This window comes from Dulcicalothrix desertica PCC 7102, from assembly GCF_003991905.1.
Classification (GTDB): domain Bacteria; phylum Cyanobacteriota; class Cyanobacteriia; order Cyanobacteriales; family Nostocaceae; genus Dulcicalothrix; species Dulcicalothrix desertica.
In genome coordinates this window covers 1-14869 of sequence record NZ_RSCL01000068.1, presented here as the reverse complement: position 1 = coordinate 14869, position 14869 = coordinate 1, and the positions used below count along the sequence as shown (strand labels likewise).

14 protein-coding genes and 1 pseudogene are annotated in these 14869 nt (G+C 42.5%); 8 read left to right on the top strand and 7 right to left on the bottom strand.

Translation table 11 applies throughout. From position 1 onward, the window contains the following. From DSM106972_RS53000 to DSM106972_RS50065, 7 genes and pseudogenes are all read right to left on the bottom strand, one after another. Window positions 1-266, bottom strand: a pseudogene (locus DSM106972_RS53000) (hypothetical protein); the annotation flags it as partial. Between the two features lie 215 nt (window positions 267-481). Then, window positions 482-802, bottom strand: coding sequence for a hypothetical protein (locus DSM106972_RS50090; protein WP_127087707.1), 321 nt, complete (start codon window positions 800-802; stop codon window positions 482-484). Window positions 803-876: 74 nt separating this feature from the next. Further along, a complete protein-coding gene (locus tag DSM106972_RS50085) occupies window positions 877-1605 on the bottom strand; it encodes a hypothetical protein (RefSeq protein WP_127087706.1) in 729 nt (242 codons plus the stop codon). A gap of 11 nt (window positions 1606-1616) precedes the next feature. Continuing rightward, the gene (locus DSM106972_RS50080; protein WP_127087705.1) at window positions 1617-2087 is read right to left on the bottom strand and encodes a hypothetical protein; all 471 of its coding nucleotides are present in this window, start codon (window positions 2085-2087) and stop codon (window positions 1617-1619) included. A 17-nt stretch (window positions 2088-2104) separates the two neighbouring features. Further along, window positions 2105-2635 (bottom strand): hypothetical protein, encoded by a 531-nt coding sequence (locus DSM106972_RS50075; RefSeq protein WP_186538373.1) that lies wholly within the window; start codon window positions 2633-2635, stop codon window positions 2105-2107. Window positions 2636-2768: 133 nt separating this feature from the next. After that, window positions 2769-3017 carry a hypothetical protein gene (locus DSM106972_RS50070; RefSeq protein ID WP_127087704.1) on the bottom strand — a complete coding sequence of 83 codons (249 nt, stop codon included), beginning with the start codon at window positions 3015-3017 and terminating at the stop codon, window positions 2769-2771. Continuing rightward, window positions 3010-4134: a ParM/StbA family protein gene (locus DSM106972_RS50065; RefSeq protein WP_127087703.1), complete on the bottom strand. Its 1125-nt coding sequence runs from the start codon at window positions 4132-4134 to the stop codon at window positions 3010-3012. Before DSM106972_RS50065 ends, DSM106972_RS50070 begins: the two co-directional genes overlap by 8 nt. Before the next feature lie 338 nt (window positions 4135-4472). Between DSM106972_RS50065 and DSM106972_RS50060 the strand changes: the two genes are divergently transcribed. The 8 genes from DSM106972_RS50060 (at window position 4473) to DSM106972_RS50030 (ending at window position 14853) form a co-directional block, all read left to right on the top strand. Beyond that, window positions 4473-4613: a ribbon-helix-helix domain-containing protein gene (locus DSM106972_RS50060; RefSeq protein ID WP_201800910.1), complete on the top strand. Its 141-nt coding sequence runs from the start codon at window positions 4473-4475 to the stop codon at window positions 4611-4613. 255 nt (window positions 4614-4868) lie between these two features. Then, a complete protein-coding gene (locus DSM106972_RS50055) occupies window positions 4869-5282 on the top strand; it encodes a hypothetical protein (protein WP_127087701.1) in 414 nt (137 codons plus the stop codon). A 14-nt stretch (window positions 5283-5296) separates the two neighbouring features. Further along, on the top strand, window positions 5297-5764 hold the full coding sequence (locus tag DSM106972_RS50050; RefSeq protein WP_127087700.1) for a type II toxin-antitoxin system VapC family toxin: 468 nt from the start codon (window positions 5297-5299) through the stop codon (window positions 5762-5764). Window positions 5765-5783: 19 nt separating this feature from the next. Then, window positions 5784-5948: a hypothetical protein gene (locus tag DSM106972_RS54650; protein ID WP_233787985.1), complete on the top strand. Its 165-nt coding sequence runs from the start codon at window positions 5784-5786 to the stop codon at window positions 5946-5948. A 138-nt stretch (window positions 5949-6086) separates the two neighbouring features. After that, window positions 6087-6314, top strand: coding sequence for a hypothetical protein (locus DSM106972_RS50045; RefSeq protein ID WP_127087699.1), 228 nt, complete (start codon window positions 6087-6089; stop codon window positions 6312-6314). A 79-nt stretch (window positions 6315-6393) separates the two neighbouring features. Beyond that, window positions 6394-8040: a helix-turn-helix domain-containing protein gene (locus tag DSM106972_RS50040; RefSeq protein ID WP_127087698.1), complete on the top strand. Its 1647-nt coding sequence runs from the start codon at window positions 6394-6396 to the stop codon at window positions 8038-8040. Window positions 8041-8575: 535 nt separating this feature from the next. Then, window positions 8576-11731, top strand: a complete 3156-nt coding sequence (locus tag DSM106972_RS50035) for a plasmid replication protein, CyRepA1 family (RefSeq protein ID WP_127087697.1) — start codon at window positions 8576-8578, stop codon at window positions 11729-11731. 563 nt (window positions 11732-12294) lie between these two features. Next, window positions 12295-14853, top strand: coding sequence for an NACHT domain-containing protein (locus tag DSM106972_RS50030; protein ID WP_127087696.1), 2559 nt, complete (start codon window positions 12295-12297; stop codon window positions 14851-14853). The last annotated feature ends 16 nt before the right edge of the window (window positions 14854-14869 follow it).

The window sequence follows — 14869 nt, the reverse complement described above, 5'->3', positions numbered from 1 at the left end:
TTTTCCTGAAATTCAGTTATGATAATGATTACAGCCGTCGTGTGGCGGCTGGTGACAGCTTTGCTACTTTTACCCCTGGTTGTGGCACGACTTACCGACTTCCAGAAGTCCGGATTTAGCTCAATGCTGAAACCTTTCTCTGATACGGCGCCGCTAAACTGCTCAAATGCTGCAATTACCGAGGTCATCACTGCAACAGAGTAACCAATGGTACAAACGTAGGCAGGGATGGCGATAATCCGCGCGACCGCGAAGCTCCCTGCCATAATTGAGCCAACCGTACACGTACTGGATGCAACGGCGAGGGTATTAGCGTTTTTAAAAAGGGCATCTAGAAACCCCTCAACCCGTGCATTGTCTTTGGGGGTAACTTCTGTAAAGCTTTCCGGCGCCTCCTTTTCAGTTGGCTGAACCTGGGACGATTGCTGCTGAAATAGCTGCAATAGTATGTCATCTTGTGGATTCTGCATAAAGCAGGAAGTTAAGGGTTGAAATTGTTAAGCGTGCTTGTATCGATTAAATCCGCCTCGTAAAGAACGGAGAGGATGGAGTCTTCTATGCTTTCGCCGCTTGAGGTAAACGATAAATACGAATCTTCTACCGATAATTTGCTACGTGGGTAAAATTCAACGTCTTCATAGGTTAAATCATCCTCTGGAATCGAATCATCAATCGCTATCCAGTCCTCTTCGACTTCAAGTAGCCACTTATTAAAATCGTCATCGATAAAAGAGAGGGACTGCCCAAGCTCAATGTCAGATAAAGAACTAAGTAAATCATTCAAATTTTCAAATCGTTTCATCTCGACCTCCATTTGGGGTGGTAAGAATTCACTTTCTTGCCCCTGGCAGATTGAGCTACCAGGGGGAATTGTTTTTATAGCGAGCGAATTAGGCGCCCGAAGAAGTTACCGACACCTCGAAAGAAACCACCAATGGCGCCAGTGATACCCGACAAATTAAACCCACCGCTAACACCACCAACCGAACCAGGTAAAGTGCGTTGGGGGATGGTGCCTAAGTTGGCTTGGCTACCGTCACGTTGAATTGCTGCAAGTCTCGCAGATTCATACTCTTTATCAGCTTGGGACTGCATTGCAGCTAGTTTCTGCTGTGCGGAGTTGCCCATTTTAGTAAGCTTGTCACGGTAGGCAATGTCCCCCAGCCGCAGGTTAACTTGATGCTGGGCAGTTAAAAGGTTCATCTGTTGAGCGTGTTTGACATCAACTTCGGTCAGGTCGTTAGTTACTTTCTGCTTTTGCTGCTCCAGAAAGTTCATCCACTGCTTGTTTAAAACCAGCCCCTGCCCTTTCATTTGGACAATTTGACCCCCGTTTTTTGCTGCCGATTTGAGCAGGTACAGCACCGCTTGGTTAATATCCTTTGTGCCGTCGTAGATTGTTGCAGCCTGTTTCAGCACGGGTTTGATGTTCTTCCGCGCCTTCATAGTCATGTTGGCGTAGTCAGCTAAGTAGGTAGTAGCCGACTCATCGCCCATCATGGCTTTAATAATTACATCGGTATCTAACCCAAAGATGGTTTGAGAAGCACGGGAAACATCAGGCGCCGCAACGTGAATTTTGATTTTAGGGTCTTGATAAGTCATGATTTTCTCTCTCAGTTTTGGTCGATGTGAATATTGTTTTGTTGAACATATCCGGGAACTGCTTTTGGCTCAGAAAAATACCTATTAATGGCACTTGGTATACGCCGAGCATCCTTACAAAAGCGTGATTGTGAACTGTTACAAACTGGCGCCACCGCGTAACTTCCAAGCGCTGCTAACAGCAACAAACCAATTACACTGCGAGCAATTGCATCAAGTTGGTTAGGTAACGAGTGACGACGCGCGCGCTCGTCTTTAACCCGATTTGAAATCATTTCTATTACCGCGCGTAAATCACTTGTATCTCTTCCAACATGGGCTTTTCGGTAAAGCTCCTGCGTCAGTACCCGAATCTTGTCCTCATCGCTAATTAGCCCTAGTTGGTAGCTCTCGCGCTGCCAATCTATATCGTTTTGTTTGACACGCTCCAACGCCGAACCCAAGTTCGTTAACCCAGTTTCTATGTGCTGCCCAAGTCTCATACTTTTCCCCCTAGTTTTTACAGTTCAAATTCTTCGAGCGTTCTGGTGTCTATTTCGATACCGGAGATACCGTCAGAGCCTTCCCATCTCCACGGCGCCTCGTCCCCAAACATTTCCCCACAACCTTCTTGTGATAAAAACTCTGGCTCGTCCCATGCACCTGATAGAGTCAAAAGCTCAAAAATACGCTCGGCTTTCTCACGAGCTGGCTCGTTATCAATCGAATTAAGTGCGTTTTTGTCGCCCTGTGCTAAACTCCAGATGATTTCTGGCGCCACATCCCCTGAGAGATTTGGTAATAGCTGCCCGTGGGCGAGTGGGAAAGGGGTATCATCAATCGTTGTAAAAAAATCGTAGGGGTTGGTTTCTTGCTCTACCCACTCCTCACCGTCTTTGTGGTAGAGAGAAAATTCTGTAATGCCTTCGCACAGCAGACCTTGGGCAAAACTCTCAACATCACTTTCGTCATCGAAATGATATGTCCGCAGGTCTTCGAGTTCGGGGTGGTTGTTGACTGTGATGCGCCAGTCAGGATTATTGCTACTCATGAGATAATTTCCTTGTTGTCTATCGTTCTATTGCGGCGGTAGGTAGCTCCGTTATCGGGTTTTGAGGCGATTGCTTAGGTCGGCAAACTGGGGCAATCGTCCTCAAAACAAGCATTCCAGGTGGAATCGTCTCTTATTTGGCAGCATATCCCTTTACCATTGCGGCGAGTGCGTTTTTGTTTGCTTCTACCATCTGAGTTTTAGGCGGTTCGGCTTTTGGCTGGCTTGAGGGTTGTTTATCACTCTCAAACTGGAAAATTAGTTTTTCAACTGCCCCAGCTAACGCCTGTGGTGGAATATCCAGGGGCAAACCAGCAATTCTGCACGCTTCAATAGCTGCAAAGTAGCTAATAGTAATTCGGCGTGAAGAATAATTACTCATTTATTTCCTCCAAGGTAATTTCGGTTAGAAGTTTTAATCCTTGAGCGTTGATGAATTGGGGTTCTCTCAGGGTGACGAAACCTAAAGAAGCAAGCCTGTCCCCCACTCCAGAATTAGAGGCGCCGCCACCCCAACACACGAGATATTGAGCTTTGTCCAAGTACCCGCCATTGGTGACAAAGTTGGCGAATTTCTCTATCCGGGTGTCCCACCAAGTTTGAAGGCATTGTTCATACTCGGTTTTAAATGGTTTCCCAGTTAAATGGTTGCCCCCGTAGGTAAAGGTTCCGGCTAATATGCCTTGGTTTACCAAGTTGGGAGAATGTTTTACATCCTTACTCAAAAAACTATCTGAGTCGTTACGCTTATCTAGCATCTCAGCAATCATTTGGTGTAATTCACCACATCCACCTTCTACTAAATGTCGGTCAATTACTGCACCCCCACCGTTAAAGATGGTTATCAGCCAGGTACTAGAACCAATATCTAAGGCTATAGCAATCTCAGAGGCATCCAGATGTAAGGATTGATTGCCAAACAAACAATAAGCGATGCTGCCAAATCCTTCTGGATAAATGCCAGTAATGCCAATTTCTATAGTTTTAGTAACAATCTCGCGACTAACTGGGTGTTTATGTTGGAAAGTGTGAACTCCCTGAACTTTACGTCTGATTTCAACACTCCACCTGTCGGGGTTGTGGTTGCTCAAGCTAATCCAGAGTTTCGACCCATCTGGCACGTTAAGAATAGCTAAATCAGCCAAAATACTTTCTAGCGCCAGTTCTGCTTTTAAAGCTTTGTTTTCGTGCAATAAAGTGTGGTTGGATTGTGCCGTAGCTGCTGTTCCCCAAAAATACTGTTTTTCTTTAAGGTCTGAGCGAGAACCTTCCACGTAACAAACCCATGCTCCCGAACTAGAAATGGTTTCATGGTGGTTAACGTTACGATTCCGCAATAGCGAGTACGCAGCGGGAACGACAACCATCATGTCGTCGTAAATCGCTTTTCCATAACCAGCACCCAGGTCTTTACCGCTGATTAGCGATTTTGACCGCAAACTGGCGCAGTGGCTAACGGTAGCCAGCCAGTTTTCTGAGTTGGAATATTCAACTGTCATGGTTCAAATGTTTTGTAACAATTCTTTAGATACTTGCGATTCCCCAACGTAAAACTGGCTGCAACGCGGTTGCAGTCCGCAATGTGGTAAATAATGAAAACTCCTGCTCAACAGGAACTCTCACCATAGAAGATTGTGATTGGGCGCCTTCCAAAAGCCACTTTCCGGCAATCAGGAGCTTTGTTGTGTGACTTTTTTAGGCTGTTGATGCTAATATAGCTGACAGTGGCAACACTAGTCAACTCAAGTCAGTACTTTTTCTAAAACTCTGTAAGAGGCGTAAGCTGATAGCAGAGTGTAGACAAGTGTTGAGGATGGCAACAAGAAGACCAAGGATAATGTTTACTTGCTCTGAAGAAACGAAAGAAACTTTAGAGGCTTGGGCTGAAGAGGAGGGACGGACTGTCAGCAATATGGTAGAGCGCATTGTCCTTGAGGCAATTGCTACCAAGAGCAAAAGGCAGCAGGAAAAAAAATGAGCTTAAAAACTGTCAATATTACCCTATGAAGCAATGAGTACAAACGCTCGCGGTTCTTTCATCGCTGTGTAGCAATTCCGGTTTGTGCTTAATGGCAATAGCGTTCTGTATATTGGCAGAACAATTAATTTGGCTCAAAGGTGGGTTTCTCGTCATACTGTTGGTGGTCGGCTGGTAGCTTACCCCTCTTTTTGAGTAGCCGTAAAGCTTTATCGGCTTTTACTATATAGTTAGAGTGTTTAGGGCTTTAAAACTATGAAATTTTACACATCACCAGAACTTCTGGCTGAGTTGGATAATTTTAGCGTAGAACAATTATTAGAAGTCAAAGAGAAGGTTGATAAATTAATACAATCGAAAACCTCAAATACTTCTAAACAAGAAAATACAACTCAGTCAGGTCGAATTATTTACCATACGGTAACTAGACATCCTGTTCCTAATAATTTCCAAGTAAGTATCAAGGGGTCTTACATAAAAGCAACCGAAGTTTCAGATTTAGCTCAAGATATTGACATTGTTGTTTCATCAGGAAAACAGGCTAATAATCAAAGCGATATGCAAGCTTTAGATTCAATGATTGCGCTCGTTTCTGAGTGGCAACAAGATGAATCAGGGTATGATGAGGAAATTTATCCAAATATAGAAGCTGCTTTAAATCAAGATTAAAATTTATCTTTTAAATGCAACAAGTTATTTTACTAGATACTAATCCGTTATCACAGGTTACTCATCCTAAAATCAAACCAGAAGTAATAAAGTGGATGCAATCTTTGCGAGAAAATAATATTGCTTTAAAAGCTCCAGAAATCTCTGTTTACGAGGTCAGGCGAGAGTTAATAAGGTTAGATAATAACAAAAGCATTAATCGACTTAACCGATTTATAAGTCATAGTTTAATACCTATTGATTCAGAAACATTTGAACAAGCTGCTATATTTTGGGCTTTCGTGAGGAAGCAAGGAAAACCAACATCTGATGATAAAAGCTTAGATTGCGACGCTATTCTTGCAGCACAAGCATTACAGCAGTTTGAATACTATGACAAGGTTACTGTTATTACGACTAATGTTAAACATATAGAACGTTTTGCAGCAAACAACGAGTTAGAGGTAGTTGATTGGGTAACTACCTTGAGTAATTTTACCTAAAATCGGGAGCATTACAACGATGCAAACACCAAAATACAATAATCGCTATGCGCGCGCTTACAGAAAAAGACTTCTCAAACCAAATTGCTGGAAAACACACTGGATAACGGCGCCTCTCATAGCTTGTCTACCGGAACTAAAATCACCTTACATTCTGTCTACTTACTTCTCTAAAATCGGGTAATATTTTTTTGTTCTTCCCTCGAATAAAATACCTCAAACGCTTACTCCACAAAGCGAAGAAGTGGGTAGACAACTCTAGAAGTAGGTAGACAGGTTTTTCTAGAATCGACCTACGCTGCAAAGCATCAAAGGTGGGACTGTGCCTGCAAAGCGTTTTTTTGTACGCGCTATGTACGCAGGCGCTTGCGCCAATTATCATTCCTATAGTGCCTCTCAAAGCTTAAGCGCTAATCGTAAACTATGCGCGTTTTTTCAATCATCGTTGGCGCCGAATGCTAAAATACTCCATTACTTTGACACTTGCGTGAATCGCGACCGACGGGAAATATTTCATATTTTTGAGTTGTTAGAGCTAGCACAAAAATAATTTTTAAGGTACTTTTTAGTGCGATAATCTCCATAACAATGAAATAAAACCTTGTTACTACTTTTTATTTTTTAACTTGATGTCACAGGATAATAATATTAACAATAAACATCAGAAAAATCAGAATGGTCGTAAACCCAATAACTCTGGTATAATCAATCTTAGTAACTTAGTGACAAAAGCTGACCCTAATTTACTTCTTGATAAAAAACAATTATTAACCGTGTTACAAAGTGACTTCTCAGAAGGCATTAAGAAAATAGCTATAAAAGCGGCTATTCGGATAATAGAAGATGCACAGGAACAACCAGAGCGTGCGCTTGATGCTAGCTATGTAGAAGAAGTTGCCACGCAGATAGTAGAAAGCTTTACAACGGAATTAAAAAACAACACAGCATCTTTAAGCGTACCGGACAATGCAATTTCCGAAGCTGTACCCGTTCCAGAATCACAACTAAAACCCATAGTTCCTGTACCCTCCAGTGCCCTGATGTTTTCTAGTATGGAAGCTTATACGAGAAAAGACTTATGGCGCCAGGATACCGAGGGAATAGCTTATTTACAGCATAGAGCTAAGGGCAACCCCAATAATTACATTGAGCATTATGTTTCTAGTCCAGGGGATATTACAATGCTTCCCTGGAATGAAGCTCAACAAATTATTGATAAATTTGGCTTTACAACTGCCAAATTACACCTGATTTTTGCGGCACACACTATGAATCAGGAGAAACCTTGGCAAAGCACATTCACCCTGAAAGCAAGCGATATTATCCAAGAATTTGGTTGGAATAAAAACCACGAAAAACCAAAACCAGAAAAGCTACTAGAGATTGCTAGCACAGCTTTTGCACTTGATTGTTTATTAGTAAAAACTGTGTGGGTAGAGGGAAGGAATAAAAAAGGAGAAATTATAGGTAGCGTCCCTGTAGGGAGAATGTGGAACGTCCAAATTAAAGTTAGCGGTCAACTTAATTTTGAAGGAAAAATAGATAATCCCGATGAAGTTTACATTACAATACAGCCTGGATTATGGACTTATGATTTTTTGAACCGAGCAGGCGCCAAATCGCGGGAAGCTTTATATCAATTTGGTTACTTAGCACAGCAAGTATTGAAAATTGACCCCTACCATGATGAGCTTGCCCTAAGACTAGCCATACACCTAACATTGGACAGTCGAGTTCGCCTTGATGGAAAGTACAAAGTAATTGAGCTATTAGAAATTGCATTCCCCAAAACGGTTACAGAACAAGCCCGATTAGACCGTCGCAGAGCCTTTGACCTAAAGCTGCGCTGGGATAGTGCAATAAAGCTACTGCCGGAACTGGGCTGGCAGGTAGTATTTGACCCAGAAACCTACCCGGAATGGCTAAAACCGGACTCCAAGGATAAAAAGCCCAAAGGCTACCTGGAGAAACTGCTGGATGCAAAGTTAACCATCAAACCGCCAAACCCTATCCCGGAACTCATAGCATCCAAAGCAAAGCCAAAACCCAAAAAATTACTACCACAGTCTAAAACCAAAGCTACGGCGCCACAAAACACCTCTGTAACCAGCAACCAAGTCAGGGACGCGCGTATTGCCAAAGGATGGACACAAGCTAAACTAGCTGGTTTTCTCAGCGTATCCCAAAACCTCATCTCCTTGATTGAACGGGGTGAGCGCACCGTTAATCCAGAACTAGCAACCCAAATCCGAACGCTTCTAGATATCCAAGATTGATTCTTGTTCTAAAACAAATCCCCCTCAAAACTTACTTCAAAACATTGCCCAGTAAAGGTTTTAGCTTTAAAACAAAACCATCCGTATCCCAGGATAAAACACCCGTATCCCAGGACAATCTTTTGAACGGGAACCTTACTGCTGGTTGTCGAATGGTTTTCTGTTTTAGTTTTGTTTTAAAAAAAATAATTCCAAAAATAGGCTTTAAAAGCTTACCCAGCATAGCTTGTAGCTCTAAAACAAAGACCCCCGTATCCCCGGACAAAAACCCCCGTATCCCCGGACAAAAACCCCCGTATCCCCGGACAATCCATTTGAAAATTTCTTACTACATAAGGGTTTCAGCCTCTTAAAACAAGGCGGAGAAATAGAGTAATTAGATCACTTTGCCAAAACCGTTTCTGCGGTTCTGGCAATATTTTGCAATGCTATATACATTTCGCCAATTACTGAATTACTCCCCCTTGTCCCTAGACCTCTCTTGGGTACTGTTGCCAGACCTCCGGTTTACCAGCTTCAAAGGGGGTGAGGACTGATGAAAGATAATGCTCTAAACCTATACCCCAACGACCTTACAGAAGCCGAGTACCACGAGCTAGCGGTACTGAGTGCCATCCACCCCGCACTCATCGAAGCTAATTTTATCCACATTGAAGGCGCCTTAGTTTACACATACTTATTTATCTCCGAGCAAATAAAGCGCCGAAATACTGGTAGAGTCACGGATGGATTCTTAAAACAGTACCAGCACGCCGAACATGGAGGCATGTGGATTAGCGGCTTAGACCCTGTCAACGACTGGCGCCCGATGGAATGGGGACGCTTTAAACCCGAAATTCCCCGTATTGATTGGCAAAAAGGTAAGCCCGTCAAATACGAATCGCCACCAAAAACACCCAACCGCGTCACCTATTTTGATGTCCCTGACTGCATTTGGGATTTAGTTGCACAGCGTTACAAAATAAAACGGTATAACTCTTCCCTAGCTCGGCGCCTCCAAGACAAATTGCGTCCGCTCACATTTTGGGAGTGGGTTATTCTTCACCCAGAAATCCCAATAATCTTATGTGAGGGTGAGAAAAAAGCTGCCTGCTTGATGAGTTTGGGGTTTGTAGCAATTCCCCTCCCAGGTATTTGGGGCGGACGGGTTGGTAAAAGAGACTTCTCAGAACGCCTGCACCCCGACCTCATGCACATAGCACAAAAAGGGCGCCAGTTTATCATCCTTTTCGACTACGAAACAAAACTTAGTACTCGTTGGACTGTTCATCAAGCCACCGTGCGTACAGGCGAAGCAATTGAAGCAGTTGGTTGCGCTTGCGAAGTAGCATCACTCCCTGGTCCAGATAAAGGCGTTGATGATTTTGTTTTTTCTCGTGGTCCTAAAGCCAACGAGGAATTAACAGCAATTATTAACGATGCCAAAACACTTGCACATTACAAACGTTCTTACTTCAATGGCATCCACCGAGGATTAACTAATAAATATCCCGCAGATATTCGCGTCACCGTCAAGTACCTAACTGAAGTTGTGAACTTACCGGATGCTGGACTAGTAGTAATAGCAAGCGACATGGGCACCGCTAAAACCGAACTGGTTGCAAGATGGCACCAACGCAACCCAGAAGCGCGCTTTCTCAACAACGGGCATCGGGTTAACTTGCTGAAAAACCTTTCAGAACGTCTCAAAACCCAAATGTACAACGAGCTAAAACACGGAGACTTAGCCAAAGCCAAAGCCCTCAGCATCACCATCGACAGCTTGCACAAGCTCCATACCGACGCACTTAAATATGACTGCGTATTTATCGATGAAGCTTGCCAGTACCTCACCCACCTACTACATAGCAAAACTTGTAGAGAAAACCGCGCGCAAATTTTAGAAGTTCTAGAATACATCGTCTACAACGCGCGATTAGTTATTATCGCCGACGCGCATATGGATGACATAACCGTGAATTTCTTCCGAGCAATGCGTCCAAAACGTGAAAAGCCGTTAATTATCGTAAACGAGTGGAAAAATGGCGGGCGCCCAGTTTTTTGGTACGAAGGCAATGATTCTTCTGCCCTAGTTGCCCAAATTTCGGCTGCGCTAATAACGGGTGATAAAGTTATGGTGGTCTCCGACTCCAAGAGGTTTATTAAGAAACTGGAAAAGTCGCTTTCTATGCCGCTCTTCGTGAAGGACAATTCTGACTCTAACTCACAATTACCTCCAAAGATAGATGACGAAAAAACGTCATCTATCAATCAGTCGCTGCGAATCTGGGCGATTCACTCCGAAAACTCCGGCAGCGAAGAAAATGTTGCCTTTATCAAAGACATAACTAACGCTGTAACGAGTCTAGATGCCCTTTTAACATCCCCTAGCTTGGGTACGGGGGTTGATATACCTAATTATCATTTTGATGCCGTTTTTGGCGTTTTTCACGGAGTTTCGCAAACAGCGACCGAGTGCGTACAACAACTGTACCGCTACCGTCCCAAAGTACCAATTGACGTTTGGGTGGCACCGAGACCTCCTTTTGGCTACAAGGACACCAACGCCACCAAAATCAAAGAAAGATTGCTGCAAACCAACCAAATGACAGCTTTTCTGCTAAAAATTGACCGGGAAACTGGCAAGCGAGGCGCCGAGAAAGACTGGGCATTAGACGCATACTGCCAAATACAAGCGAAACGCCACCAATCAATCAACAACCTGCGCGCAGATTTACGCAACTTGTTGACAGAGATGGGTAACACAATTATGCCAATGGGCGCCGAGGATGATGCTCTAGCAAAGGAACGTCTTAAAGAAGCTGCTAAAGCTTTGGATGCTGCTTACTGTGACGCTGTCGCCAAAGCCAAGGATATTCCTCCTACTCAGTATCGCCAGCGTCAAAGTAAAGATTACCTCAAGCCAGAAGAAGTTTTTGAATGCGAGAAATTCCGTATCAAAGACGCTTACGGTATGGAGGTTACTGAGGAGTTAGTAGCAAAAGATAAAGGTGGGAAACTACATCGAGACATTGCTGCATTGGAGGCAGTAATCTCAGAGCCAGAAGGAACAATTACTGACCCACGCACAGGTAAAACATTCCCCTTACCGCCAGCCATTGTCACAGAGAAAGACCGCCAGGAGCGGTTGCACTTGCCGTTGTGTATGGACTGGGGAAATTATTCGCCAAGGTGGCTAGCAAGGTTTACTTTGGGACTGCCAAAAATCCTCAAACGGCTAATTGATGGGGAGGAAATTACCGCTGCTGACCCTGATTTGGTGCGGATGACCAAATTTGCTATATACTGCGCGCCTCACGTTAAAGCAATTTTAGGGTTTACAGTTCCCCCCGACTGCGAACCAATATGGTTATTGGGAACCCTGCTTGAACAGTTGGGATTAAAACTAGTTGACCATAAAGTAGGTGCCAGAGGTAAACAGGTAAAACACGTCTCACTATCCAAAGAAGAATTTGACTTTGCATTGAAAGTAATTAAACACCGGGAAAACAAACGCGCCCAAAAAGAAGAACGCGCGCGTCAAGCCGCCGAAGATCAACGCCGATACCAAGCTGGAATGCTTGTCATGTACGGTGTTGAGCCTCCTAACACCCACGTATCTACCCCCCCCCATAATGGTATAGGGGAACCCCCATTGGGAGGGGTAGATACTACCGAGAAAGGAGGGGTAAATTTCGTCCCTAATGGATAATTTCTCCCCTAAATAAGCCATAAAACTTCCGAACGTTTGTTTATATGCTGTAAGAAAGAAGAAAAAATGATTGCAAACTACGTAAATTGAGTTTTGGCACATTGCAGTTTTATACCTAAACTAATTTGATGTACTGATACTCACTTCAACTACAACGCTCGCATAAACCCCAACTGTGCAACGAGCAAGCACAGTACAGTTTGTGCTGCCAATTAAAAAACCTTGCGGCGCCTGCTATTTGTAACAAACTGCAAATGGCGCCGTTATTTATATATTGATTTCATTGTTAACTAAAATGTTTTTATTATGACTTTACGTGTGCTTGAGAATTATCAGGCGCCATAAATCTATATTTTGCCTTGATAGTGCGTGACTTCTGGAATTGAGGGTGCCTGCATGGTAGTCATTCTCAAATTGTTTAACAATGTATAATTTATAAGAAATACTGGGGGTGTACTCTACCGAAAGCTGGTTGAAGTTACAAGCGTTGGGGTTTATAGTCCAGCTACTTGTAAAGTCGATGTTAACAAAACAACAAGGAATACTGAGTTCTTACACCCCGCATGGCTCTTAACCCTGATTACACAACGTATCTTGAAAGCATCGTCCAGAATGAGAAGTATCAATGCTGGTCGAATTTATACACATCGACTGATGCAGTAGGTAAGCAGGTTGATATGGGGTTGATGGCGGAATTACAAAGTGGAAAGGAGAGCAGCGAACGTCTACCTGTGTTAGAAGGTATTTGTAAATATGCTAGAGAGCATGTGTTATTAGTGGGTAAACCGGGTTCGGGAAAATCAACCGCGTTGCAACATCTGTTGTGGGAGGAAGCGAGAAACGCATCGGTGATTCCTGTATTAGTTGAGTTGCGTTCTTGGCTCTTAGAAACAGCTTCAGTTATACAACTCATTCAAAAGATTTTTCAACGAAATAGACTGCGATTAAATGAAGACAAAATCGAAGACCTGTTATTTGATGGTAAATTACTGTTGTTGTTTGATGGTTTAAATGAACTACCATCCGATGAGTCGCGGCGCCTTGTGGCAGAATTTCGTTCAGATTTTCCCCAAACCCCGATGATATTTACAACGCGCGATTTAGGAGTTGGGGGTGACTTAGGAATTAAAAAGCAATTGTCAATGCAACCTTTAACATCTGAGCAGATGCGCGCGTTTATTAGAGCGTATTTGCCTAAACAAGGTGAAGAAATGTTGCGGCAATTGGGTGATAGACTCCAAGAATTAGGAGAAACGCCGTTAATATTAAAAATGTTGTGCGATGTTTTTAATAGAGTAAAGCAAATTCCCAACAGTCGGGGAGGGTTATTTCGTTATTTTGATAGAGAATTCGACCAATTAAAAGGACAAGTGGCTGTTACAGAAAAATTGCGTCAATGGAAGCCAGAGTTATTGCAACATCTAGCGTTTACAATGATGCAAGGAGAAAAGCCAAGGGACTTAAGGTTGATAATTTCTCGGACAGAAGCGGAATACGTTTTAGAAGAGTTCCTCAAAGACAGAGTTGACTCTCCTGGCGAAAAAGCGAAATATTGGCTGCAAGATTTATTAAAGCATTATTTAATTCAAACGGTTGATGAAAAACATATACAATTCCATCATCAATTATTTCAAGAATATTATGCGGCAGAATATTTACTGCGATTATTGCCTTCTTTGAGCGATGATGAACTCAAACACAATTATTTGAATCTTCTCAAATGGACAGAACCTCTTGCGTTGATTTTGGCTTTGTTGGATAACGAGGCACTAGCGGTGAAAGTAGTACAATTGGCATTGGATGTAGATTTGATGTTGGGTGCTAGACTGGCAGGGGAGGTAAAGAGAGAGTTTCAGAAGAAGACGGTTGATTTGATTTTAGAGAAAAAGCTGCATAAAGAACTTGAGATTGAACTTTTAGGTAGCACCCGTTCTAAATTGACTATTGCTTATTTAAATATTTTTTTAAAACATGAAGATTTAGATGTTTGTAAATCTGCTGTGATAGCGTTAGGAAATATTGGAGATAAATCAGCGGTTAATCCCCTTATTAACGCCCTAAAACACGAAGATTTATCTGTTCGCATGTGTGCCGCAGATGCGTTTGGACAAATCAGAGATGAAGCGGCAGTTAATCCCCTTATTGATGTTTTAAAACATGAAGATTCAGATGTTCGTAGTTTTGCAGCAGATGCGTTAGGACAAATAGGAGATGAGGCGGCGGTTAACTCCCTCATTGATGCTTTAAAAGATAAAGATTTATCTGTTCGTATGTGTGCAGCAGATGCGTTAGGAAAAATTGGGGATAAAGCAGCGGTTAATCCCCTCATTGATGCTTTAAAACATGAAGATTTATATGTTTGTAGTTCTGCTGTGATAGCGTTAGGAAAAATTGGGGATAAAGCGGCGGTTAATCCCCTCATTGATGCTTTAGAACATAAAGATTTATCTGTTCGTATTTTTGCCGCAATAGCATTAGGAAAAATCGGAGGAGAAGCGGCGGTTAATCCCCTCATTAATGCTTTAAAAGATAAAGATTTATCTGTTTGTAAAGATGCCGTATATGCGCTAGGAGAAATTGGAGAAGAATCGGCAGTTAATCCCCTCGTTGATGCTTTAAAAGATGAAAATTCATGGGATTGTATTTTTGCTGCAATAGCGTTAGGAAAAATCGGAAAAGAAGCGGCAGTTAATCTTCTCATTAATGCTTTGAAAGATGAAGATTTAGATGTTCGTATGTATGCTGTAGAAACGTTAGGAGAAATCGGAGGAGAAGCAGCGGTTAATCCCCTTATTGATGCTTTAAAAAATGAAGATTCAAATGTTCGCAGTTCTGCCGCAATTTCGTTAGGAAAAATTGCCACTGACTCAAATTTATCTCAGCTATGGAATATGCTATTAAATAAAAATTACCGTGAATATGGCTTTGTCCAAGATATCATCTCACAAATTCAAGAGCGTTATAAATTTTATAACTATGAAATTTTTCGTTCTCCACTAGTTTTTGATAGCAACAAGATAGATTTAGTGAACTCTCAATCATCAATCACTCATAATTATTATCCCATATTCCGCACTTCAGAATGTCGCATAAAATATTACATAAATACGTACTGGCATTAGTAAATAAACATACTAA

Bases quoted from the DNA above. Each gene is read 5' to 3' on its own strand.
- DSM106972_RS50080 (WP_127087705.1), bottom strand. From the start codon at position 2,087: ATGAGACTTGGGCAGCACATAGAAACTGGGTTAACGAACTTGGGTTCG.
- DSM106972_RS50055 (WP_127087701.1), top strand. From the start codon at position 4,869: ATGAAATTTTACACATCACCAGAACTTCTGGCTGAGTTGGATAATTTT.
- DSM106972_RS50030 (WP_127087696.1), top strand. From the start codon at position 12,295: ATGGCTCTTAACCCTGATTACACAACGTATCTTGAAAGCATCGTCCAG.
- DSM106972_RS50075 (WP_186538373.1), bottom strand. From the start codon at position 2,635: ATGAGTAGCAATAATCCTGACTGGCGCATCACAGTCAACAACCACCCC.
- DSM106972_RS50070 (WP_127087704.1), bottom strand. From the start codon at position 3,017: ATGAGTAATTATTCTTCACGCCGAATTACTATTAGCTACTTTGCAGCT.
- DSM106972_RS50065 (WP_127087703.1), bottom strand. From the start codon at position 4,134: ATGACAGTTGAATATTCCAACTCAGAAAACTGGCTGGCTACCGTTAGC.
- DSM106972_RS50060 (WP_201800910.1), top strand. From the start codon at position 4,473: ATGTTTACTTGCTCTGAAGAAACGAAAGAAACTTTAGAGGCTTGGGCT.
- DSM106972_RS50040 (WP_127087698.1), top strand. From the start codon at position 6,394: ATGTCACAGGATAATAATATTAACAATAAACATCAGAAAAATCAGAAT.
- DSM106972_RS50090 (WP_127087707.1), bottom strand. From the start codon at position 802: ATGAAACGATTTGAAAATTTGAATGATTTACTTAGTTCTTTATCTGAC.
- DSM106972_RS54650 (WP_233787985.1), top strand. From the start codon at position 5,784: ATGCAAACACCAAAATACAATAATCGCTATGCGCGCGCTTACAGAAAA.
- DSM106972_RS50085 (WP_127087706.1), bottom strand. From the start codon at position 1,605: ATGACTTATCAAGACCCTAAAATCAAAATTCACGTTGCGGCGCCTGAT.
- DSM106972_RS50035 (WP_127087697.1), top strand. From the start codon at position 8,576: ATGAAAGATAATGCTCTAAACCTATACCCCAACGACCTTACAGAAGCC.
- DSM106972_RS50050 (WP_127087700.1), top strand. From the start codon at position 5,297: ATGCAACAAGTTATTTTACTAGATACTAATCCGTTATCACAGGTTACT.